Consider the following 20,921-nt stretch of genomic DNA (forward strand, 5'->3'; position numbering starts at 1 on the left):
ACCATGCCCGTAAGCGGCATGATGCATTGAGACGTTAGCAGGATCTTTTCTTTCCGGCTCTCACCGGCACAAAAGCGGAATCAGTTCGGGCAGCCCTCGCCCGTTTTCAGGCAGTGCAGCGCGCTTTCGACGTCGTCCTGGCGCATCAGCGACTCCCCGACAAGGAAGGCGTCGACGCCCGCTTTGCCCAGATCCTCCAGCTGACCGTGCTCGTAGATGCCGCTCTCGGCCACGATGATCTTGTTGTTCGGGATGAGCGGGATAAGCTTGTAGCTCAGCTCCATATCCATCTCGAAGGTCTCGAGGTTGCGATGGTTGATGCCAATGATGTCCGCACCCGCGAAGATCGCCTTGGTCAGGTCCGCCTTGTCGTGGATCTCGACCAGCGCCTCCATCCCCAGGTGGCGGGTGTAGTCAAGCAGCTCTTTCAGCTCTTTGCGCGAGAGCGCCTTGGCGATCAGCAGGACGAAATCAGCGCCGTAGACGAGGGCTTCGACCAGCTGGTACTTGCTGACGATGAAGTCCTTGCGCAGGAGCGGAATGGCCGCATACCGGCGGATCTCCGCGAGGTAGTCCAGGCTCCCCTGAAAATAGTGAGGCTCGGTCAGTACGGAGATGGCGTTCGCACCCCCGCGCTCATAGGCCTGCGCGATGGCCACCGGGTCGAAGTCTTCGCGAATCACACCCTTTGAAGGGCTCGCTTTTTTCACTTCGGAGATGATGCGGTAGGGCTCCTCTTCCGTCGCTTGCAGATGCGGGATGACCGGCCGCGGTGCACGGGCATTGAAGGCGAGGGAGCGCCCCAGCCAATCCATGCTGTACTCCTTTTCACGGCGGGCGAGGTCCTCTTTGGTCTTCGCGATAATCTCATCCAGAATCATTGCTTTCCTTGTGTTGTTTTACGTAAGCGTTTCATACATTCCTCAATGGCTTTGACATGTTTGTCCAGCTCGGGGTCACGCTCTCCCCCCATCGCTTTGAGCGCTTCTTTCATCGTTGCGTCGGCCTTGCGGCACTGGCCGAGCTTGTAGTAGCCCCAGGCGAGCGAATCGAGGTAGAAAGGCGAACCAGGCTCCTGCCGCAGAGCCGCTTCGACATACTTGATCCCCTCCGCGGGATCGACGTCGTTATCGATGAGCAGGTATCCCAGATAGTTGAGCATCAGGGAGTCTTTTTCGCTCTTGACCGCCGTCTTCAATTTCTCCACGATCTCCGCGACCAGCTTCGGATCCGTTTTGTCCTCGGCCGCTTCAAAAGCGAAAATGGCGCTTTGTCCCAGGTAGGTCGCATCACCGCTCTGCTCGTAAAGCTTCTGCGCCAGTTCGGAGGCGGCGGTGTACTCCTTGGCGTTGATATAGAGCTTCAGCAGCATGGCATCATCCGAATGGTGCTGTTCCAGGAACTGTTTGAGGTGGAGCATGTCGTTTTGATAGCTGTAGATGCGGGCGATCGCATCGGCGACGTCCTGGGTGGGGTAGTTGCCGTAAAGCCGCAGATAGGTCCCCAGCATCCCCTCGACGTTGTTCTGCTCACTGTAAAGTCCCGCCAGTCGTTTACAGATGCGCTGGGAACAGCCGTGGAGGCGGATATGGGTCTCAAGCTGGGCGATAGCGTCTTTCTGGCGGTCAAGGTTGACGTAGAGGATGACCGCCATACGGTCGAGGACCGCCTCGTCGTAATCGAGGTCGTAGGCACTCTCCAGGTAGCGCAGTGCCGTGTTGTACTGCTTTTGGCGTGCGTAGATCTCCGATACCCCGATGTAATCCTGCTTTGCCTTCGTCTTCTCCAGCAGCGCCAGCGCCGCCTGTTCGGCCGTTTTGACCTCTCCCTTGCCGAGCAGCCCCCGGATCCGGTAACGCTCTATCTGGGCATTGAACCCCTCTTGCTCCTGGAACGCCTGGGCATTTTCAAGCACGTCGTCGTACTGTTTTGCATGCAGCAGGTTTTCAAAAAAGTGGTCGCGGTAGGGAAGCCGCGGCGCCTTTTCGTAGAGCACCGCATAGAGCTGCGCCGCCGTCGCGTACTGCCCGTGCGCCTCCGCGTCAAGGGCGAACAGGGCGTAGGCATCCTCTTCCTCGAACGCCTTCGTCTGCGGCGACAGTGTCGGTTCTTTCAGGCTGCAGCCTGCGAAAGAGAGCAGCAAAAAGGCCGTGCAGGCAATACGTTTAAACATCGACGATCCCCGGGCACTCCCGCTTGAGCTCATCAACGCGGGTCTTATAATACTCCCAGAAGGGAAAAGTGCGGCACTGGGAAGGGCGGGCCGTGTAGACGCGGCAGCCGTTCGTCTCCCGGTCGAAAAAGATGCAGTCATGCGACATCCCGACGATCCGCTCTTTGATCGAGAACTTGTAGCCGCGCTTTTCAAGGTAGGTGAGGCGGAACTCCGTCTCCGCCATTTCCAGGGCCGCGGCCAGCGCCAGGATCTCCTCGGGGGAGACGAAGATATTGCCGCTTTCACCGGTGCAACAGCGTCCGCCGCAGCCGGTGCAGGCGGAGGGGTCGAACGCATAAGGATAGCCGTCTTCTTTTATCATGGGGTGCATTTTATACTGTGCGTCCTTGCATCGCGGTAGACCTGCAGGCTCTTGGCGGAAAACTCATCTTCGTCAAAGGCGAAAATCGGCGGCCGGACGCGCATGAGCGAACGGGAGTTTTTCCGGGCGTGCAGCATCACCAGGGTCGCATTGCGATCCGGTTTCGAATGAACGAATTGTACATCAACCACTCTTAATTTGGCGCGTTCGCAGGCGGCGCAGAGGTGGGCGAACTGCTGGGGGTCGTAGCAAAGCAGCAGATGTCCCTGGGGGCGCAGAAGTTTTGCCGCGTGGGAGATGAACGCGTCGATGGGCAGGTGCAGGTTGTAGCGCGCCGTGTGCACCATCTCATTCTCCGAACGCGAGGCCCCCTCGTGATAGAAGGGAGGATTGGAAACGATGTAGTCAAACCCTTCCGGGTCTTTGAAGGCGAGAAAGTCCGTGTGATGGACCCGGTAATCAATCCCGTTCACCTCCGCATTCTTCGAAGCGTACTGCACGAAAACGTCCTGTTTCTCCACCGCCTCGAGCCGCACTTTCGGATTGTCGCGGGCCACCAGAAGCCCGACGACACCGCAGCCGGCACCCACGTCGAGCATACGGCCCCGCGGCGCGAAAGAGGAGATGAAATCGTACAGGAAGATCGAGTCGCTGTTGTAACAGTACCCCTCCTGCGGCTGGTAAAGCAGCATTTAGTCCCCCCGTCGATATAATTTCCGTCATTATACAGTGCCGTGGCGTCCTCGCCCAAAAGAAAGGATACACATGATCATCATCCCCGCCCGTCTGGCCTCCACCCGCTTCCCGCAAAAAGTCCTGGCGGATATCGGCGGACTGCCGATGGTCGTCCGCACGGCACGGCAGGTGGCCCACCTCGACGACGTCGTCGTCGCGGCCGATGACGAAAGCATTATCGACGTCTGCAAAGCCCACGGCGTCAAAGCGATGCTCACGTCGACGACGCACAAAAGCGGCACCGACCGCATCAACGAATGCGCCCAGCTGCTTGATATCCCCGACGATGAACTCGTCATCAACATCCAGGCCGACGAGCCCTTTATCGAGCCGGAGGTCCTGACCCTGCTGATCGACCGCCTGAATGCCCTCAAGGCGGAGGGTCGTCCCTTTGTCATGGGCAGCTGCTACAACGCCGTCAACGCCGAAGCCGCCGACGACCCGAACCTCGTCAAGGTCGTCGTGAACGCGAAGCATGACGCCATCTACTTCTCCCGTTCAATGATCCCCTACAACCGGGGCGGCGGGGCCACCTACTTCGGCCATATCGGCATCTACGGCTTCACAAAGAGGAGCCTCCATGCCTTCTGCGCCCTCGACGACGCGCCGATCGAGGACATCGAAAAGCTCGAACAGCTCCGCGCCGTCCACCACGGGCTGCCCATCAGCATGGTCAAGGTCGCCAGCACCGGCTTCGGCATCGACACGCCGGAGGATCTGGAACGGGCCAAAGAGATCTTCGGGGTCCAATAAAACGGATCCGTCACGGATTAAAAGCCCTGAAACGCCAGCGTACTGCATGGGCATATGCCATGGAGAGTGTTCAAAAAGTAATGTCGGTTGATTGAAAAAGTAAAAAAGAGGTCTCCGGCCGAAGCCGGAAAAGTAGAAGCTCGTTAGATGTTGTCGCGGATACCGAGATCGGCGACGAGTTTGTCGTATGCTACGCGGTTTGTGCGTTTGAAGTAACGCATCAGACGGCGGCGCTGACCGACGAGCTTGAGCAGACCGAGGCGTGACGCGTGGTCTTTCTTGAAAGTTTTGAGGTGTTCAGTCAGTTCAGCGATACGTGTGCTGAGCAGTGCGATCTGCACTTCTGAAGAACCGGTGTCGTTTTCGTTACGTCCGAATTTTTTAACAATCTCTTGTTTTTTCGCCGCATCCAAAGCCATAATAGCCTCCTGAGGGTATAATAAAATTTTCGTTCACAATCGAACAAGGGCGAAATTATAGCGAATGTTTTCTGTTTTGGCAATCTTCCCGGACGGCTCGCAGGCGCTTTTTACTAAACTTCTCCTCTATAGTCGTTTTTTTTGAGCTACGCTTTAGGGTAATCGGATATAATTTCTCTTAATTAAACCAGATCTCCTGCACCATGGGATCGGAAAGTGACGCCATGCTCATCACCCGTGCCAGCGAATACGCCCTGCTCTCGCTCATCGTCCTGGCCAAGGCCGAGAAGCCCCTCGATGCCGATACCCTCTCGAAGGAACTCGACATCTCCAAAAGCTTTCTCGCGAAGATCCTCCAGTCGATGGCACGCAACGGTATTCTCAACTCCTTCAAGGGCGCCAACGGCGGATTCGCCCTGGCCAAGGATATGCACGACATCACCGTCAGGGACATTACCTGCGCCGCCGAGGGGAAAAACCCCTCCGTTTTCGACTGCTCCAAATCCCAAAAAGACTGCCCCTCCGACAAGGCGACTACCTGCCAGATCTGGCCCGTCGTCAACCGGCTCCAGGACAAGATCGACACTTTCCTCGAGAAACTCACCCTCGCCGACCTGATCGAACAGTAACCCAAGAAAGGCCATTGTGACCATTTACCATCTTTCCCATATCGACCTCGACGGCTACAGCTGCCAGCTCGTCATGCAGCACACTCCCCACACCATGCATTTTTACAATGCCAACTACGGCGAGGAGGTCCCCGAGCGCCTGCGCCAGATCGTCGAGGCGATCGCGCACGAATCCGAGGCGATGATCCTTGTGACGGACCTGAACCTGACCCCCGACGAATCCCGCTGGCTCGACGCCGAGGTCAAGCGCTTCAACGAATCGGGCAAAAACGTCACCCTGCAGCTGCTCGATCACCACGGCAGCGGCAAAGAGAGTGCGGCCCGCTATGCATGGTATACGCTCGACACGGACCGCAGCGCCACGAAGATCACCTACGAATTTGCCAAAGAGCACGGCTGGCTGCAGGAAGAACCTGCGTGGATGGAGGCCTATGTCGCCGTCGTCAACGCCGTCGACCTCTGGCTGCAGGATGAAAGGGAGAATTTCGAATACGGCAAAGTGCTCATGCGCCTCGTCAGCGAGACGCGCGAGCTGGGGCGCACCCTCTTTGCCGAGCAGGACCGCGCCTACAAGCTGAGCCTGCTGACCGAAGCCGCGGCGATGATCGCTTTGCCCGACGCCCCGATCGTACTGGACGAAAAGATCCATCTGATGAAAAAGGGGTTTTTCCGCGAAGAGGAGAACAACACCCTCGACAACCTGGTGACGAAGTACATCGTCTCCCTGATGGGGGCGAAGCGCAAAGAGATGACGATCTACTACAAAGGGTACCGCGGCTTTTTAAGCTATGCCGTCGGCAACACCTCCATCATCGGCAACGGCTTCCTCGTCACCTACCCCGAGTATGACTTCATCGTCGACATCAGCCCCCGCGGGACGATGAGCCTGCGCGCCAACAACCAGGTCGACGTCTCCCTCATCGCCAAAGAGTGGGCGGGCGGCGGCGGACACCCCAACGCCTCCGGGGGCCGTATCCAGGGCTTCAAAGAGCAGTTCCGCTACGACAAGGTCAAAGCGCAGATCGAGTCGCTGATCGCCAAGCGCGAATCCGTCTCCGGGAAACTGCCGCAAAAAAGCGAATAGGCCCCTAGCGGTTCTTCGCGAAATAGCGCTCCACACCCTCCGCCAGGCCCCTGGCAAAATAATCCTGATACGTATTGCTGTGAATCCGCACCGCCTCTTTGGGGTGGGTGATAAAGCCTATTTCGACGAGGACCGCCGGCATCTGCGCACCGACCAGGACCCAGAAAGGCCCCTCTCTCACGCCGGCATCCTTCACCTCTTTGTAGCGAGCCCGCAGCGAAGAGAGCACACTCGACTGCAGGTCTATGGCCAATTTGTGCGACGCAACGATCTTCTCGGAATTGAGGACGTTCAGGAAAGTGCTCTTCCCGTAGAAATCCATATCCTCTACTTCCGCCTTGTTCTCCAGGGCCGCGGCGTTCGTCGCCCGCTTTGAACGCGACGGGGAGAGAAAGTAGGTCTCGATGCCGTACGCTTTTCGCGCCTTGCTTTTGGGTACTGCGTTGGCGTGCAGGGAGATGAAGAGGTCCGCCCGCTTCTTGTTGGCGTAGCCCGTGCGGTTGCGCAGTTTGATGAACTTGTCCTTGCTGCGGGTCATGTAGACCGTATACCCGCGTTCGCGCAAGCGTGAGGCCGTCTTCACCGCCAGGGAGAGGACGATCTCTTTTTCCTTGTATCGGTTGTGTCCGACGGCCCCGCCGTCTTTGCCCCCGTGCCCCGGGTCGATCACGATCACCCGCTCCTTGTTGCGAGCCTGGACCGGGCTCAGCGCCGGCACGCGCTTCGGCGAGGTCACCCCGGAGAGCCCGGCGCGTACGGTCAATGTCTTCTCATGCTTGGCAAAGCGTACCGGCAGCGCCTGGGAACTTTCAAGGACCAGACGGATCGTGTGCGGTTTGTACTGGGTGAGGCTGATGCGCTTGAGATCGCGGTGGGTCAGCGTGTGGGACCTGTCCAGTACCGCGTGAATGTCGAGAACGTATCGGTAGCCGTGCTTGCCGCTTTTTTTCAGTTTGAAGAAGTTGACATCCCTGTTCGAGAGCGGTTTCTCAAAATGGAACACGAGATTGCCGCTGTCCCATTCGACCTCGTCAAGGCGGTTCTGCCCCTTTATACTCGGTGCTTTCACTCTGCTTTTCGAAGCCGGTTCCGGCTTTGCGACCGGTTCCGGCTCCGTGGCCGGGGCCGGTTTGACGTCCGTTGTCGGCGCCGGCAGTGTTTTGAGCTTGTTGCGGTAGTCGCTGACGTCGATATGCAGTTTGTTTCCGCTGGCAACAATCCCCTCCAGCGCACGCCGTTTCTTGGCGGCGTCCCCTTCGACCGTTGCGTCCATATAGGCGGACTTGAACGTATCGTATGCCTGGAAAATTTCGGATTGTTTATTGGATTGAAGCGCCGTCTCCGCCTGGGAGAGGTTCATCCCACTGAGGGTAGACGCGGTCAGCGTAAGAGCCGTGACGATTGCGCGGAGCCGCTTCAACGTCATTACGACCTATTCGCCTTCGGTAAGCTTTTTCATCAGGTCGGCGACACTGATGAGTTCGGTGATCCGGTAGCCGTTTGTACCGGAGAAGAAGAGGCCCAGCTCCGTGTTCCCCTCATACGCGTCGCTGAGGCGGTCGGCGATGCAGAAACCGACCGCTTTCGCCTCGACCCCGCGCTCGCAGGGGGCGACACAGTTAGAGATACACTTGATCGCAGGCCCCGTGCGGGTTTCGACCAGGCTGCTCAGGTTCGTGCGCACGCCTCTGGCCGGGTAGCCGACCGGGGACTTCATGAGGTGAATATCCTCCTCTTTTGCTTCGAGCAGGACCTTCTTGAAGTTCGGGTGGGCGTCGCACTCGTAGGTCCCGATAAACCGGGTTCCCATCTGTACTCCTTTGGCACCGAGCGCCATCATCTCCTCGATGTCCTTTTTGTCCCAGATACCGCCGGCGGCAATGACGGGGATATCGCCCCAGCTGGCCGCCTCTTCGACGACCGGAGCGACCAGATTCTCGAGCTGGTGCTCCTCCATGGAACACTGTTCATAGGTAAAGCCCTGGTGGCCGCCGCTCTTGGGTCCTTCCAGGATCACGGCGTCGGGGAGGCGGTTGTAACGCTTCTCCCAGCGCTTACAGATGATCTTGAGCGCCTTCGGCGAGGAGACGATCGGCACGAGGGCGACATCGGGGTACCCTTCGGTGAACTCGGGCATATTCGTCGGCAGCCCCGCTCCCGTGATGATGATGTCGATTCCCGCTTCGCAGGCGTCCCGTACGACACGGCCGTAGTCGTTGATGGCGTAGAGGATATTGGCAGCCAGGGGGGCATCGCCGCAGATCTTGCGTGCATTGTTGATGATAGCCGTGAGTCCCTCTTTGGAGTAGAAGTTCTCCACATCCAGCGGGCGTCCGGAGACGAGTTTGTGCGCATGCTCTTTCTGCTCGTAATACCCGGTCCCGACGGCGCTGATAACGCCGAGGCCGCCCTCTTTGGAGACGGTGCCGGCCAGACGGTCCCAGCTGATGCCGACGCCCATACCGCCCTGAACGATCGGTTTATCAATGGTGTATTTGCCGATTTTCAGCGGTTCGAAACTCATCTATTTCACCTTTACGCGTGCAAACTTGCGCTTGCCCACCTGCAGGATGTACTCCCCGGCTTCGAGCTGAAGCTGTTCGTCATCCACTTTTTGCTGGTCCATTTTAACGGCTCCTTGCTTAAGGTCGCGCCGGGCCTGCGATGTTGAGGGTTCAAGCCCGCAATCCTGTAAGGCTTTGGCGATCCAGACCGGTCCGTCAAGCGTAAATTCGGGCATATCGCTGGGGAGTTCGCTCTTGGCGTGGACCCGGTCGAACTCCGCCTTCGCCGCCTCGGCATCCGTTGCGCTGTGAAAGCGTTCGACGATTTCCATCGCCAGTGCTTCTTTGACCTTTTTCGGGTGGGCTTTGCCCTCTGCGACGTCAGCCTTGAGCTGCGCGATCTCGGCAAGGCTCTTGTGGCTGAGCAGTTCGTAGTAGCGCCACATCAGGTCGTCCGAGATGCTCAGCATCTTGCCGAACATCTCCCCCGGGGCTTCGGCGACGCCGATATAGTTGTTAAGGCTCTTGCTCATCTTCTGAACGCCGTCGAGGCCTTCGAGGATCGGCATCATCAGCACCGCCTGCTCTTTGCCCTTCTCGTAGGCTCGCTGCAGGTGGCGCCCCATCAGGAGGTTGAACTTCTGGTCCGTCCCCCCGATCTCGATATCGCTGTCGAGGTGGACGCTGTCGAAGCCCTGAAGCAGCGGGTAGATGAACTCGCTGATGGAGATGGGCGTACCGCTCTTGTAGCGCTTTTCGAAATCGTCGCGCTCAAGCATCCGCGCGACGTTCATCAGGGTGGTGAGTTCCAGCATCCCCGCCGCGCCGATGGGGTTGATCCAGTCGGCGTTGAAAAGGACCTCCGTCTTTTCAGGGTCAAGGATCTTGAAGACCTGCTCCTTGTAGCTCTTGGCATTTTCGGCGATCTGCTCCGGGAGCAGTTTTTTGCGTGTCTCGCTCTTGCCCGTCGGGTCCCCGATCTGCGCCGTAAAGTCGCCGATGATGAACTGGACGCGTCCGCCGATGCGCTGGAAAGCGGCCAGCTTGTTGAGCAGCACCGTATGCCCCAGGTGCAGGTCCGGCGCCGTCGGGTCGAAACCCGCCTTGACGCTGAAGGTTTTTCCCTCGTCCAGGGCCGCTTTTACCAGCGTCTCGATACGCTCCTCGTCGATAATCTCCGCCGTTCCGCGGCGGATCTCAGCCAATGCTTCTGTTACTGTCATTCTTTCCCTTCACCTCTCACACGGAGCGATACGCGTCGTCCGTTCGAATAAACTGTATGATATGAATTTTTTGTTCAATTTTAGCGCGGAGGCGGTTAATATCCGCTTCCGAACTCTGGAACTCCAGCTCGCACAGCTGCTGGTGTTCCTGGCGTTCCTTGCCCAGTTCGATGCTGACGATTTCCGCCCCCAGCTTTGCCAGGAACGTGAGGAAATCCGCCAGGGCTCCCTTGGCGTTGTGCATGCTGACGATCATGTGGTAATGGAAGATACTCTCCTGCTTCCAGCGCACAAAGAGCATCGGCTCCTCATCCTCGATCAGCGTCGCGGCATGCTGGCACATCTTGTGGTGGATATGCGCCTTGCCGTTGCTGACGAAACCGACGATCTCGTCCCCGGCTTTGGGGTGGCAGCAGAAATCGAAAACGACGTCCGAGATCGTGTGGTTCGAGAAGAGCTCGATCGAGCCGAAACGGTAGAGTTTGAGCTTGAAGCGGTGCGACGCCAGGAAGGCGCCGAACTTCTTGTGCGAGCGCAGATCTTTGAGGTAGTGGTGCAGCACCTCTCTGAGGTAGTCCACGTCCCGGGCGATCATCCAGGCATTCTGCAGACGGTTGTGTTCGCGCATCCACTCCCGGATGCGGGTCACGTTGAGCTGCATGACGCCGCGCATGATCAGCAGACCGCTCCGGCTGTCGATGTCGCGGATGCGGTGGCGGCAGTTGATGCGGATATGCTGTTTCGCCCGGGAGGTCTTGACGGCATCCATCCAGCTGCAGCGCAGCAGCTTCTCCTCTGCGGTCATGATCCGGACGATATCGCCGTTATGCAGCTCGGCCAGCAGGCTCTTGCTCTCCTTGTTTACCAGGCACGACTCCGCCCGATCGCCTATTTCCGTATGGACGGCGTAGGCGAAATCCAGCGCCGTTGCCCCGCGCGGGAGAGTATAGGGTTTGCCTTTGGGAGAGAAGACGCTGATATCTTCGCTGTAAAGATCGGTCTTGGCCAGTTCGTAGAAGTCCTCGATCGACTCCTCCTGGTACTGCAGGTTCTGCAGCCAGTCGAGGTTGATATTGTTGCCGCCGCTCTTGTACTTCCAATGCGCCGCGACCCCCAGCTCCGCCGTTTTATGCATCTCGAAGGTACGGATCTGCACCTCGATGATGGAGGTGTCGTCGAAGACCGTCGTATGCAGGGTCTGGTAGCCGTTCTCTTTCGGGATCGCGATGTAGTCTTTGAAGCGCGACGTGAGCGGCTGGAAATGCAGATGCACGAGCCCGAGGACGCTGTAGCACTGTGTCGGGTCGTTGACGAGCACCCTGATCGCCAGCAGGTCCAGCACCTCGTCGATGCTGATCCCCTTGCGCTGCATCTTGAGGTAGATGGAGTAGTCGTGTTTGATCCGGCTGAGGATCTCGTAACTGCCCGGAATAATCCCCTGACGCTCCATCAGCTTCGCGATCTTCTGTCGGAAACCGTTGAGGCGCAGCTCGATGTCGTGGTAGTTCACCTTCAGATAATCGTCGATGCGCTTCTTCTCCTCCGCGAACACGTAGGAAAAGCTCAGGTCTTCGAGGAAGTTCTTGATATAGGAGATACCGAGGCGGTGGGCAATAGGGGCGTAGACGACGAGCGTCTCCTCGGCGATGCGGCGCTGTTTGGCCGGCGGCAGCGAGTCGAGGGTCAGCATGTTGTGCAGCCGGTCACAAAGCTTGACGACCAGGACACGGATATCCTTGATGGAAGCGAGCAGCATCTTTCTAAACGTCAGCGCCGAAACGACAAGCTTCTCGTCCGAGTGGGAGGGAATGAGCTCCTTGTCACGGATCAGGTCGATCTTGGTCAGGCCGTGCACCAGGTGGGCAACGTCGGAACCGTAGCGCAGTTCCACCGCTTCGATGGTGTTGGGCGTATCCTCGACGACGTCATGCAGCAGCGCGGCGATGACCATGGCCCGGTCGCCGGTAATGGAGGCCACCAGCGCGGCAACGAGGATCGGGTGGACAACGTAGGGTTCGCCGCTTTTGCGCGTCTGGTGCGCATGGGCATCTTTGGAGAAGAGCAGTGCATCCTCGATCTGTTCATCGAAGGGGATATTTTCGTGCAGCAGGGCTGTCGCACTTTCAATATCCCGGATGGCGCGGATCTGGTTGATATCAAAATTGTTTGCCATGGCTGCTCTTTGCGGTCAGATGTGGGAGCGCCCGACGGACGCAGGGAGGAAAGTTAGGCTTTCTGCTTGAAGCCCTTGATGAGCACGAGGCCTTCCGCGATTTCCATCAGTGCGAGGTCTGTCGACTTGGTCGTCTTCAGGTCAAGGTTGAGCTTGCTCTGGGCACCGTTCTCGAGCTCTTTCGCACGCTGTGCAACGGCAATCGCGAGCTGATAGCGGTCGATGCCGGCAGTGTTGAGGGCTTTGGCAGTGATCTCTTCAAGACGCATAGTTGTCATGGTGTTTTCCTTTGGTAATTTTCTTACTGCTGTACGATGGAGCAGTTGGTGTAATCGCCGCCGATAATCTCAAGCAGGTTCCCCGACTTGAACATGTCGCAGACGATAATCGGCAGTTTGTTGTCCTTGGCCAGCGCGATGGACGTATCGTCCATGACCTTGATGTGGTCGTGCAGCGCCTGGTCGTACGAAAGGACATCCAGTTTAACGGCGTCGGCGAATTTGTTCGGGTCGCGGTCGTAAACGCCGTCGACCTTCGTCGCCTTGATGATGACGTCCGCTCCGATTTCAACCGCCCGCAGCGTTGCGGCGGTATCGGTCGTAAAGAACGGGTTCCCCGTGCCCGCCGCGAAGATGACGACGCGTCCCTTTTCCAGATGACGGACGGCGCGGCGCTGGATGTAGGGCTCGGCGATCTGTTCCATTTTGATCGCCGTCTGCACCCGCACTTTCAGTCCGGCGTGTTCGCACGCCTCCTGCATCGCCACGGCATTGATCACCGTCGCAAGCATGCCCATATAGTCCCCGGCAGTACGGCGGATGATCCCGTCCTTGGCCGCCGTCACACCGCGGATGATATTGCCGCCGCCGATAACGAGACCGACCTGGATACCCGCGTCGACGAGGCTCTTGATCTCCTGGGAGATGTAGTTGAGGATCTGGGTGTCGATCCCGTGACCGGCTTCACCGGCCAGTGCTTCACCTGAAAACTTAACCAACACCCGTTTTTGACCCATCAAACACGCTCCTCTCTCACACCGGCGGCGCCTGTTCCGCACAAAAAGTGTCTTTATAAAATCCCGCAATTATATTTTACAGTCGCTTTAAAGGAGCTTTAAGAAAAGCAAACCCCCGCCGCACGGGGGGATAAAAGTTTCGTTAGGAAGCAGCGTATCCGCCGTTAAAACCACAATTCGTCGCCGTGGCGCAGCAGATCGACGTAATTGGCCCGCTCCAGGGCCGAAGGATTGGGAGCCTTGGCGTAGCTGATGGCGCCGCGCATCTGGTCGAACGATTCGTACTCATGCTCCGTCATCCAGCGTTCCGCGGCCGCCAGCATCACGGCGGCGTGGGCCTCCCCCCGTTCATGGAAGACCGTCGCGGCCGCCACCGTATTCGCTCCGGCCATGACGGCCTTGACGATATCGTTCCCTTCGGTCACCCCGCCCCCGGCGCAAAACTGCAAGGCGCTCTGGCCGTAACAGACGGCGACGGCGCGCAGGGCCGCGGCGAAATCGGCCGGGGAGCTTTTGGAGAGTGTGCGCGTCCACTCCAGCGCCTCCAGGTCGATATCGCTCTGGTAGAAGCGGTTGAAGAGCACGGCGGCCGTCGCCCCCGCCTCCTCCGCCGCCTTAAGGAAATGGGGCAGCGCGGTAAACGCAGGGGCCAGCTTGACAGCGAACGGCAGGGTCGTCTCCCGCCGGACGGAGGCGATCGCCTCAAGGTAGTGCGCCTCGATCTGTTCCGCGGAGGTCCATGCCCTGTTCGCCGGGTAGTAGAGGTTCAACTCCAGCGCATCCGCGCCGGCGTCTTCGAGCATCTTGGCGTAGGTCGTCCATCCGCCGGTACTGACCCCGTTGAGGCTCGCGATCACGGGGATATCCAGGGCCGTTTTCAGGGCGCGGAGCCGCCCCAGGTAGTTTTCCATCTCGTAATTCTCGAACGCCCCCTCCGGGAAGAAACTCAGCGCTTCGGAGAAGGCATCCCTGCCGTGAAAGAGCATATGGTCGACCTCGTGCAGCTCCGCGTTGATCTGCTCTTCGAAAAGCGAATGCATCACGATCGCCGCCGCGCCGTGGTCTTCCAGAGCGCGGCAGCGGTCGGTATGCTGGCTCATCGGCGACGCCGAAACGATCAAGGGGCTTTTGAGGGTCAGTCCGAGGTATTCGATACTCATTTGCATACGTTCTCCTTGCTAAAGGTCAGGTTCCCACTGTCGGCGAGGTCGCGGTAGCGTATCCAGTCCCGCTGCGCCTTGTCCGTTGCCGCCTCCAGGAAAGCACCTGCCCGTTCGGCATTCATCTTCAGCACCATCTTGAAGCGGGCCTCGTTGTACATGTAGCTCTTGACCGGCGTTTTGGGCTCTTTGTAATCGAGGGAGAAGGGGTTCTCGTCACTGCCGATCTTTCCGGGGTTGTAGCGCATCAGCGGCCACAGCCCGCTCTCCACCGCCAGCTTCTGCTGCTGCATACCGTAGCGCAGATCATACCCGTGGGCGATGCAGTGACTGTAGGCGATGATGATGGAGACCCCCTCGTAGGCTTCAGCCTCCACGAAGGCCTTGAGTGTCTGCGCGTCGTTGGCACCCATCGCCACCCGGGCAACGTAGACGTTGCCGTAGCTGAGCGCATGCAGGGCCAGGTCCTTCGCGTCGGCGGGTTTCCCCCCGGCGGAGAACTTCGCCACCGCGCCTATCGGCGTTGCCTTGGAGGTCTGTCCGCCCGTGTTGGAGTAGACCTGGGTATCCATGACGAGGATGTTGATGTTGCGCCCCGAGGCGAGCACGTGGTCCAGACCGCCGTAGCCGATGTCGTAGGCCCAGCCGTCGCCCCCCATCGCCCAGACGGATTTGCGGATCAGGTAGGAGCTCACCCCTTCCAGAAGCCGCGCCTCCTCCCGGTCGATGCCGGCGAGTTTCGCTTCGAGGCTTTTCACGTCCGCACGCTGGCGGGCGATCTCCGCTTCCGTTATCTGCGCATTGCCCGCCAACGCATCGGCAAGTTCGGACCCGACCTCATCGCGCAGGGTTTCGAGGAGCTCCCGGGCGAAGTGCGACTGCCTGTCGATGCTCGCGCGCATCCCCAAACCGAACTCCGCGTTGTCCTCGAAGAGGGAGTTGGACCAGGCCGTCCCCTGCCCCTGCGCGTTTTTCGCCCAAGGGGTCGTCGGAAGGTTGCCGCCGTAGATGGAGGAGCAGCCTGTCGCGTTGGCGACGATCATCCGGTCGCCGAAGAGCTGGGAAGCGAGTTTGACGTAGGGGGTCTCCCCGCAGCCCGGGCAGGCACCCGAAAACTCGAAGAGCGGCTGCAGCAGCTGCGCCTCTTTCACCTTGGTACGGTCAAGCCGGCTGCGGTCGACCTCGGGCAGGGAGAGGAAATAGTCCCACTCCGCCACCGCCGCGTCGTGGATCGGTTCGATCGACGCCATGTTGATCGCTTTTTTGGAGAGATCGGACTTGTTCTTCGCCGGGCACATCTCCACGCAGAGCGAACACCCCGTACAATCCTCAACGGAGACTTTGATCGTAAAGAGCTCGTGCTCCCCAAAGGTTTTCGATTTCGTCGTGACGGCGCTGAAGCCTTCCGGCGCCGCCTCCAGCAGCGTATCGTCAAACACCTTTGCCCGGATAACGGCGTGCGGGCAGACCTCCATGCATTTGCCGCACTGGATACAGACGTCCGGGTCCCAGACCGGGGCATCCAGGGCGATCTCCCGCTTCTCGTACCTGGTCGTTCCCAGCGGCCAGGTGCCGTCTGCGGGGATGGCGCTGACGGGAACGCTGTCGCCTTCAAACGCTTCAAGCTTCGCCGTGACATTTTCCAAGAACGGATCGGCGACGTCGAGCTTATAAACCGGCAGCAGGTCCGCCCCGGAGCCGACGGCGTCCGGCACGCTGATCTCGTGCAGGTTCTCGATCGCCTTGTCGACCCCGCAGAAGTTCATCCGTACAATCATCTCGCCTTTTTTGCCGTAGGTCTTCTCGATACTCTCCTTGATCTTCGCGACCGCCTGCTCCAGAGGGATCACTTCGGCGATATGGAAGAAGCAGGTCTGCATGATCGTGTTGATCCGCCGCCCCAGTCCGCACTCTTTGGCCACATCATAGGCATTGATGGTGTAGAGTTTCAGCCCCTTTTCGATGATCCGCTCCTGGGCGATCCGCGGCAGGCGCATCCACACCTCGTCGGCGTCGTAAGGGGCGTTGATGAGCACTTTCGCCCCCGGCTTCGCCTGCTTGAGAATATCGTATTTGAGAATGAAGACGAACTGGTGCACCCCGACGAAATCCGCCGTGTCGATAAGGTAGGTCGAACGGATCGGTTCCGGGGAGAAGCGCAGGTGCGAGATCGTCATGGAGCCGGATTTCTTCGAATCATAGACGAAGTACCCCTGCACATGTTCTCCCGTCTCCCCGATGATCTTGATGGAGTTCTTGTTCGCCCCGACGGTCCCGTCGCTGCCCAGGCCGTAGAAAAGCGCCTGCGTTACCCCCTCTGACGGCGTCTCGAAGGGAGCGGCCTCGAGGGAGAGGTGTGTCACGTCGTCGGTGATGCCGACGGTAAAGCGCGGTTTCGACTCCGCTTTTTTCAATTCGTCGAAGACCGCTTTGACCATGGCCGGCGTAAACTCCTTGGAGGAGAGTCCGTAGCGTCCCCCGATGATACGGGGCATCGATTTGCAGCGTCCCCTTGCGAAGGCTTCCGCGTAGGCGTGCATCACGTCCGAGAAGAGCGGTTCCGCATACGCCCCCGGCTCCTTTGTACGGTCAAGGACCGCGATCGCCTCGACGCTTTTGGGGATCGCTTCGAGCAGGCGCTCGGCATCGAAAGGACGGAAGAGGCGGACGGTCAGGACGCCCGTTTCGTATCCGAGCGTATTGAGCGCATCCACCGTTTCGCGCGCCGTCTTCGCGCCGGAGGTCATCAGCACAATCAGCTTTTTCGGGTTGGGACAGCCGTAGTATTCGTACAGACGGTACTGCCTGCCCGTCAAAGCCGCGAAACGGTCCATCTGCTTCTGGACGATGCCGGGGAAGGCGTCATAGTAGCAGTTGACGCTCTCGCGCCCCTGGAAGTAGACGTCGGGGTTCTGGCTCGTTCCCCGAAGGACGGGAGCTTCGGGGTCGAGGGCGCGCGCCTTGTGGGCGTTGACCAGTTCGGTCGAAATCATCGCTTTAAGCACCGCATCGTCGAGCGTCTCGACGTTCATCAGCTCATGCGACGTTCTAAAGCCGTCGAAAAAGTGCAGCACGGGCAGCCGCCCCTCCAGCGCCGCCGCCTGGGCGATCAGGGCGAAATCCTGTGCCTCCTGGGCATCGCAGGAGGCAAGCATCGCGAACCCCGTCGGCCGGCACTGCATGACATCGGTGTGGTCCCCGAAGATCGAGAGCGCCTGCGCCGCCAGCGAACGCGCCGCGACGTGGAAAACGGTCGGGGTGAGCTCCCCGGCGATTTTATGCATGTTCGGGATCATCAGCAGCAGCCCCTGCGACGCCGTAAAGGTCGTCGTCAGCGCCCCGGCCTGCAGCGCACCGTGGACCGCGCCGCTCGCACCCCCCTCGCTCTGCATCTCCATTACGTCCGGCACGGTGCCGAAGATGTTTTTCTCCCCATTCTCGGCATATTCGTCGGAGTGTTCCCCCATGGGGGATGAGGGGGTGATGGGATAGATCGCGATCACCTCGTTGGTTTTGAATGCGACGCGCGCAACCGCTTCGTTGGCGTCCATAACGATGCGTGACATACCGGGCTCCTTATCGTAATGCGTTGACGTTTGGACCCATTGTACTCCGACGCACTATAGACAACGATTAAAAAAAACGGTTTGCAACCGTAAGGAGATTTTCGGGGTGCCGAACCCCGTGAAAATGCGCAGCGGCGCTCAGTCGATCAGGTTGATGGCGGAGAGCAGTTCGCTGTCGATCGTGTAGGTGTGGGAAACGACGTCATCGATCTCCATGAGGCCGTAGGCCCCGTCGCGGTAGTAGACGACCTTGTTGGCGTCGCGGGAGTGCAGGAGGTGGTCGATGGCGTGGATGACGAACTCAAAGGCCATCAGCCTGTCCGTCACCGTCGGATTCCCCCCGCGCTGGATATGCCCCAGAATACTCACCCTGGTCTCCAGACCGATGGTCGACTCCAGCCACTCGGCGATCTCGGCGGTCTTGCCGGTTCCCTCGGCGACCACCGCCAGAATGTAGCCGCGCCCGCCGGCCACCTCTTCGAGCAGCTGCTTCTCTGCGACTTTGATATTGAAATCGGCTTCGGGGATAATGCAGATCTCCGCCCCGCTGGCCAGGGCGGAAACAACGGCAAGATAGCCGCACTCCCGGCCCATCACTTCGACGACGAAAGCCCGGTCAAAGGTCGACGCGGTATCGCGGATCTTGTCCAGGGCGTCGCGGATGACGTTGAGCGCCGTATCGACGCCGAGGCAGTAGTCCGTGCCGTAGATATCGTTGTCGATCGTCGTCGGAATGCCGACGAAATTGAGCGGGAACTCCTCGCTGAAACGCTGCATCGCACGGAAAGAGCCGTCCCCTCCCAGCACGACGAGCCCCGTAATGTCATACTTCTTGAGATTCTCAAAGGCCTGTTTGCGGTATTCGTATTCGAAAAAGCGTTTGGAACGGGAGGAGCGGATAATGGCACCGCCGCGGTGCAGGATCCCGGCAACGTCACTGTGGGAGGCTTCGGTGATCTCGCCGTCGATCATCCCCTCGAGGCCGTGGTGAATGAAGTAGTGCTTCTGCCCGCGCTTGAAGGCGTAATCGACAAACTTCTTGATCGCGGGGTTCATTCCGGGCGCATCGCCGCCCGAACACATGATGGCCAGTGCCATGCGCGCTCCTTTTTATTCGTCGACGGTGACGACGTCGCTCCGGATATCGTTGAACAGCAGGGTCTTGTGGTTCATACGACGCTGATAGAAGAACTGGTTGCGCTTCATGTTTTTGAGCTCGGAGGTGTTATAGTAGTTCGCATTGGAACAGCGTCCGAGGAAAAGGAAGGTAAACAGCAGTTTGAGCTGGGCATTCTCGAAGATCTCGTGGGGCTGCGACAGGAACGTGAGCCCGAATTTTTTCATATTGATCATGCTAAAGATATACATGAGGAAGTCTTCGAACTTCGTGTAAAAGCCGCCGAGCTGTGCGATCTCATGGAAAAAGTAGTAATAGTTGTCCAGCAGCTCCTGCTTGGAGATCGTCTGTGAGAGCCGGCTTTTCACATCACGCTTGTTGGAGAAGTGGCTCGGGTTGACCGCGAGGTAGATGTGCTTGCGCGCCTCGACTGCCTCGTCGAAGGCCGCGTCAAAGGCATCGCTCTCTTCAAACTGCATGTAGAAGAAGTGCTCGTCTTTGTAGCGCGCTTCAACCTCGTCGATGGCGGGGTCCGAAAAGTCCATGTAGAGCGTCGGGATGCCGCTGGCGATAACGAACTCGCGGATCTTCGAGGCGAGATTCGTTTTACCCGCACCCTCTTCGCCGAGGATGAGCGTATTCTTGTCAAGAAGGTCTTCGGAGAGTTTCAGTGACGCAATGCTGCTGTTGCAGTGACCGATAATGCTTTTCATCCGCGCTCCTTAGTGTTCACCGACGAACTTGGCCATGTCCATCAGACGCTCGGTGTAACCCCACTCGTTGTCGTACCAGGCCAGCACCTTGACGACGGTACCGTCGATGACGCTGAGCATATCCGGGACGAAGGTACAGCTGTAGGAGGAACCGACGAAGTCGCTGGAGACGCGCTTGTCGTGGTCGACCTCGACACGGCCCGCATATTCGCCCGCCGCGGCGGCTTCGAAGGCGGCAATGACCTCCTCTTTGGTTGTCGTTTTTTTCAGGTTGACCGTCAGGTCGACGACGGAGACATCCGTCGTCGGGACACGCATGGCGTACCCGTTGAGCTTGCCCTGAAGGTGCGGCATGACCAGGCCGATCGCCTTGGCGGCACCGGTTGTCGTCGGGATCATATTGACCGCCGCCGCACGGGCACGGCGCATATCTTTTTTATGTTTAACGTCGAGCAGGTTCTGGTCGTTCGTATAGGAGTGGATCGTCGTCATCAGACCGTTCTCAATCCCGAACGTGTCATCGAGGATCTTCGTCACCGGCGCCAGGGCGTTGGTCGTACAGCTGGCGTTGGAGATGACGGCTTCGCCCTGGTAACTGTCGGTATTGATCCCGATGACGTATGTCGGGGTATCGTCCTTCGCCGGTGCGGACATGACGACCTTTTTCACGCTGCCCTTGAGGTGTTTTGAGGCCGTTTCCGTTGTCAGGAAAACGCCGGTACACTCGACGACGACTTCCGCGCCCGCTTTGCTGAAGTCCAGGGACTCGGGGTCGCGTTCGCTGAACATCATGACCGGTTTGCCGCCGACCTCGATGGTATGCTCATCGATCACTTTCGTATCGATCCCCGTGTGAACGGAGTCGTATTTCAGCAGGTACTCCAGCATATCCGGTTTGGCGGTCGTATTGATCGCCACCAGTTCCATATCGTCGCGCTGCGCCGCGATCTTGATCGCGATCAGGCCGATCCGTCCCGTTCCGTTTACCGCTACTTTGATTGCCATAATGATTTCCTCGTAGGATAATTTATGCCGCCATTATAGTAGAAATGGTGTATAGATTAGGTTACACCCTTGCATAAATAGTGCCCATACTCCGTCGTCCCCGGGGCTGAAGAGGCCCTTCGTTGTCGTGGTATCGTGGTTCGCCTTGGTCTATCTTTGCCGGTGCTGCCATGTGACGCGACGAAAGATCCATCTCCGGGTGTCCATCACCAATACCGATCTTCTGCTACAATAGTTCCGAAACGATTGCTTGCCCGCAGGAACCCACCTGCGTATGCAAAGGGGAGC

At 58.8% G+C, this 20,921-nt stretch carries 19 protein-coding genes; 3 read left to right on the top strand and 16 right to left on the bottom strand.

Annotation, left to right across the window (positions count from 1 at the left end):
• Positions 1-80: 80 nt before the first annotated feature.
• Genes trpC through WCY31_RS10220 form a run of 4 tightly spaced genes read right to left on the bottom strand, consistent with a single transcriptional unit; the run spans position 81 to position 3,229 of the window.
• Positions 81-881, bottom strand: a complete 801-nt coding sequence (gene trpC, locus WCY31_RS10205; RefSeq protein WP_345969720.1) for an indole-3-glycerol phosphate synthase TrpC — start codon at positions 879-881, stop codon at positions 81-83.
• Positions 878-2,173 carry a hypothetical protein gene (locus WCY31_RS10210; RefSeq protein ID WP_345972299.1) on the bottom strand — a complete coding sequence of 432 codons (1,296 nt, stop codon included), beginning with the start codon at positions 2,171-2,173 and terminating at the stop codon, positions 878-880. The genes trpC and WCY31_RS10210 overlap by 4 nt, the downstream gene beginning before the upstream one ends.
• A complete protein-coding gene (locus WCY31_RS10215; protein WP_345972300.1) occupies positions 2,166-2,537 on the bottom strand; it encodes a YkgJ family cysteine cluster protein in 372 nt (123 codons plus the stop codon). Before WCY31_RS10215 ends, WCY31_RS10210 begins: the two co-directional genes overlap by 8 nt.
• A complete protein-coding gene (locus WCY31_RS10220; protein ID WP_345969723.1) occupies positions 2,534-3,229 on the bottom strand; it encodes a tRNA1(Val) (adenine(37)-N6)-methyltransferase in 696 nt (231 codons plus the stop codon). The genes WCY31_RS10215 and WCY31_RS10220 overlap by 4 nt, the downstream gene beginning before the upstream one ends.
• Positions 3,230-3,302: 73 nt before the next feature.
• Here WCY31_RS10220 and kdsB point away from each other — a divergent pair, with 73 nt between their 5' ends.
• A complete protein-coding gene (gene kdsB, locus WCY31_RS10225; protein WP_345969724.1) occupies positions 3,303-4,025 on the top strand; it encodes a 3-deoxy-manno-octulosonate cytidylyltransferase in 723 nt (240 codons plus the stop codon).
• A gap of 143 nt (positions 4,026-4,168) precedes the next feature.
• On the opposite strand, the gene rpsO is transcribed toward kdsB, so the two are convergent.
• Positions 4,169-4,444 (bottom strand): 30S ribosomal protein S15, encoded by a 276-nt coding sequence (rpsO, locus tag WCY31_RS10230; RefSeq protein ID WP_231018996.1) that lies wholly within the window; start codon positions 4,442-4,444, stop codon positions 4,169-4,171.
• 224 nt (positions 4,445-4,668) lie between these two features.
• Here rpsO and WCY31_RS10235 point away from each other — a divergent pair, with 224 nt between their 5' ends.
• Together WCY31_RS10235 and WCY31_RS10240 are read left to right on the top strand one after the other, a co-directional pair.
• Positions 4,669-5,073, top strand: coding sequence for an RrF2 family transcriptional regulator (locus tag WCY31_RS10235; RefSeq protein WP_231021237.1), 405 nt, complete (start codon positions 4,669-4,671; stop codon positions 5,071-5,073).
• Positions 5,074-5,089: 16 nt separating this feature from the next.
• Positions 5,090-6,157, top strand: a complete 1,068-nt coding sequence (locus WCY31_RS10240; RefSeq protein ID WP_345969725.1) for a phosphoesterase — start codon at positions 5,090-5,092, stop codon at positions 6,155-6,157.
• 4 nt (positions 6,158-6,161) lie between these two features.
• Here WCY31_RS10240 and WCY31_RS10245 read toward each other — a convergent pair whose 3' ends face one another.
• The 11 genes from WCY31_RS10245 to gap form a co-directional block, all read right to left on the bottom strand.
• Positions 6,162-7,583, bottom strand: coding sequence for an N-acetylmuramoyl-L-alanine amidase (locus WCY31_RS10245; RefSeq protein ID WP_345972301.1), 1,422 nt, complete (start codon positions 7,581-7,583; stop codon positions 6,162-6,164).
• Positions 7,584-7,589: 6 nt separating this feature from the next.
• Entirely contained in the window at positions 7,590-8,681 is a 1,092-nt protein-coding gene (locus WCY31_RS10250; protein ID WP_345972302.1) for a nitronate monooxygenase, read from the bottom strand.
• Positions 8,682-9,884 carry a tyrosine--tRNA ligase gene (gene tyrS, locus WCY31_RS10255; protein ID WP_345972303.1) on the bottom strand — a complete coding sequence of 401 codons (1,203 nt, stop codon included), beginning with the start codon at positions 9,882-9,884 and terminating at the stop codon, positions 8,682-8,684.
• Positions 9,885-9,900: 16 nt separating this feature from the next.
• Positions 9,901-12,057 carry a RelA/SpoT family protein gene (locus tag WCY31_RS10260; RefSeq protein ID WP_345969729.1) on the bottom strand — a complete coding sequence of 719 codons (2,157 nt, stop codon included), beginning with the start codon at positions 12,055-12,057 and terminating at the stop codon, positions 9,901-9,903.
• 53 nt (positions 12,058-12,110) lie between these two features.
• Complete coding sequence (locus WCY31_RS10265; RefSeq protein ID WP_428837490.1) at positions 12,111-12,335, bottom strand: DNA-directed RNA polymerase subunit omega; 225 nt, start codon at positions 12,333-12,335, stop codon at positions 12,111-12,113.
• 23 nt (positions 12,336-12,358) lie between these two features.
• A complete protein-coding gene (gene pyrH, locus WCY31_RS10270; protein ID WP_345969730.1) occupies positions 12,359-13,072 on the bottom strand; it encodes a UMP kinase in 714 nt (237 codons plus the stop codon).
• Between the two features lie 164 nt (positions 13,073-13,236).
• Positions 13,237-14,238, bottom strand: a complete 1,002-nt coding sequence (locus WCY31_RS10275; protein WP_345972304.1) for a dihydroorotate dehydrogenase-like protein — start codon at positions 14,236-14,238, stop codon at positions 13,237-13,239.
• A complete protein-coding gene (nifJ, locus tag WCY31_RS10280; RefSeq protein ID WP_345972305.1) occupies positions 14,229-17,798 on the bottom strand; it encodes a pyruvate:ferredoxin (flavodoxin) oxidoreductase in 3,570 nt (1,189 codons plus the stop codon). Before nifJ ends, WCY31_RS10275 begins: the two co-directional genes overlap by 10 nt.
• Positions 17,799-17,936: 138 nt before the next feature.
• Positions 17,937-18,896, bottom strand: coding sequence for a 6-phosphofructokinase (locus WCY31_RS10285; RefSeq protein ID WP_345969733.1), 960 nt, complete (start codon positions 18,894-18,896; stop codon positions 17,937-17,939).
• Between the two features lie 12 nt (positions 18,897-18,908).
• On the bottom strand, positions 18,909-19,628 hold the full coding sequence (locus WCY31_RS10290; protein ID WP_345972306.1) for an ATP-binding protein: 720 nt from the start codon (positions 19,626-19,628) through the stop codon (positions 18,909-18,911).
• Between the two features lie 9 nt (positions 19,629-19,637).
• Complete coding sequence (gene gap / locus WCY31_RS10295) at positions 19,638-20,633, bottom strand: type I glyceraldehyde-3-phosphate dehydrogenase (protein WP_345972307.1); 996 nt, start codon at positions 20,631-20,633, stop codon at positions 19,638-19,640.
• Positions 20,634-20,921: the final 288 nt, after the last annotated feature.

The organism is Sulfurimonas sp. HSL3-1 (genome assembly GCF_039645995.1).
Classification (GTDB): Bacteria; Campylobacterota; Campylobacteria; order Campylobacterales; family Sulfurimonadaceae; genus Thiomicrolovo; species Thiomicrolovo diazotrophicus.

Bases quoted from the DNA above. Each gene is read 5' to 3' on its own strand.
- trpC (WP_345969720.1), bottom strand. From the start codon at position 881: ATGATTCTGGATGAGATTATCGCGAAGACCAAAGAGGACCTCGCCCGC.
- WCY31_RS10210 (WP_345972299.1), bottom strand. From the start codon at position 2,173: ATGTTTAAACGTATTGCCTGCACGGCCTTTTTGCTGCTCTCTTTCGCA.
- WCY31_RS10215 (WP_345972300.1), bottom strand. From the start codon at position 2,537: ATGATAAAAGAAGACGGCTATCCTTATGCGTTCGACCCCTCCGCCTGC.
- WCY31_RS10220 (WP_345969723.1), bottom strand. From the start codon at position 3,229: ATGCTGCTTTACCAGCCGCAGGAGGGGTACTGTTACAACAGCGACTCG.
- kdsB (WP_345969724.1), top strand. From the start codon at position 3,303: ATGATCATCATCCCCGCCCGTCTGGCCTCCACCCGCTTCCCGCAAAAA.
- rpsO (WP_231018996.1), bottom strand. From the start codon at position 4,444: ATGGCTTTGGATGCGGCGAAAAAACAAGAGATTGTTAAAAAATTCGGA.
- WCY31_RS10235 (WP_231021237.1), top strand. From the start codon at position 4,669: ATGCTCATCACCCGTGCCAGCGAATACGCCCTGCTCTCGCTCATCGTC.
- WCY31_RS10245 (WP_345972301.1), bottom strand. From the start codon at position 7,583: ATGACGTTGAAGCGGCTCCGCGCAATCGTCACGGCTCTTACGCTGACC.
- WCY31_RS10250 (WP_345972302.1), bottom strand. From the start codon at position 8,681: ATGAGTTTCGAACCGCTGAAAATCGGCAAATACACCATTGATAAACCG.
- tyrS (WP_345972303.1), bottom strand. From the start codon at position 9,884: ATGACAGTAACAGAAGCATTGGCTGAGATCCGCCGCGGAACGGCGGAG.
- WCY31_RS10260 (WP_345969729.1), bottom strand. From the start codon at position 12,057: ATGGCAAACAATTTTGATATCAACCAGATCCGCGCCATCCGGGATATT.
- WCY31_RS10265 (WP_428837490.1), bottom strand. From the start codon at position 12,335: ATGACAACTATGCGTCTTGAAGAGATCACTGCCAAAGCCCTCAACACT.
- pyrH (WP_345969730.1), bottom strand. From the start codon at position 13,072: ATGGGTCAAAAACGGGTGTTGGTTAAGTTTTCAGGTGAAGCACTGGCC.
- WCY31_RS10275 (WP_345972304.1), bottom strand. From the start codon at position 14,238: ATGCAAATGAGTATCGAATACCTCGGACTGACCCTCAAAAGCCCCTTG.
- nifJ (WP_345972305.1), bottom strand. From the start codon at position 17,798: ATGTCACGCATCGTTATGGACGCCAACGAAGCGGTTGCGCGCGTCGCA.
- WCY31_RS10285 (WP_345969733.1), bottom strand. From the start codon at position 18,896: ATGGCACTGGCCATCATGTGTTCGGGCGGCGATGCGCCCGGAATGAAC.
- WCY31_RS10290 (WP_345972306.1), bottom strand. From the start codon at position 19,628: ATGAAAAGCATTATCGGTCACTGCAACAGCAGCATTGCGTCACTGAAA.
- gap (WP_345972307.1), bottom strand. From the start codon at position 20,633: ATGGCAATCAAAGTAGCGGTAAACGGAACGGGACGGATCGGCCTGATC.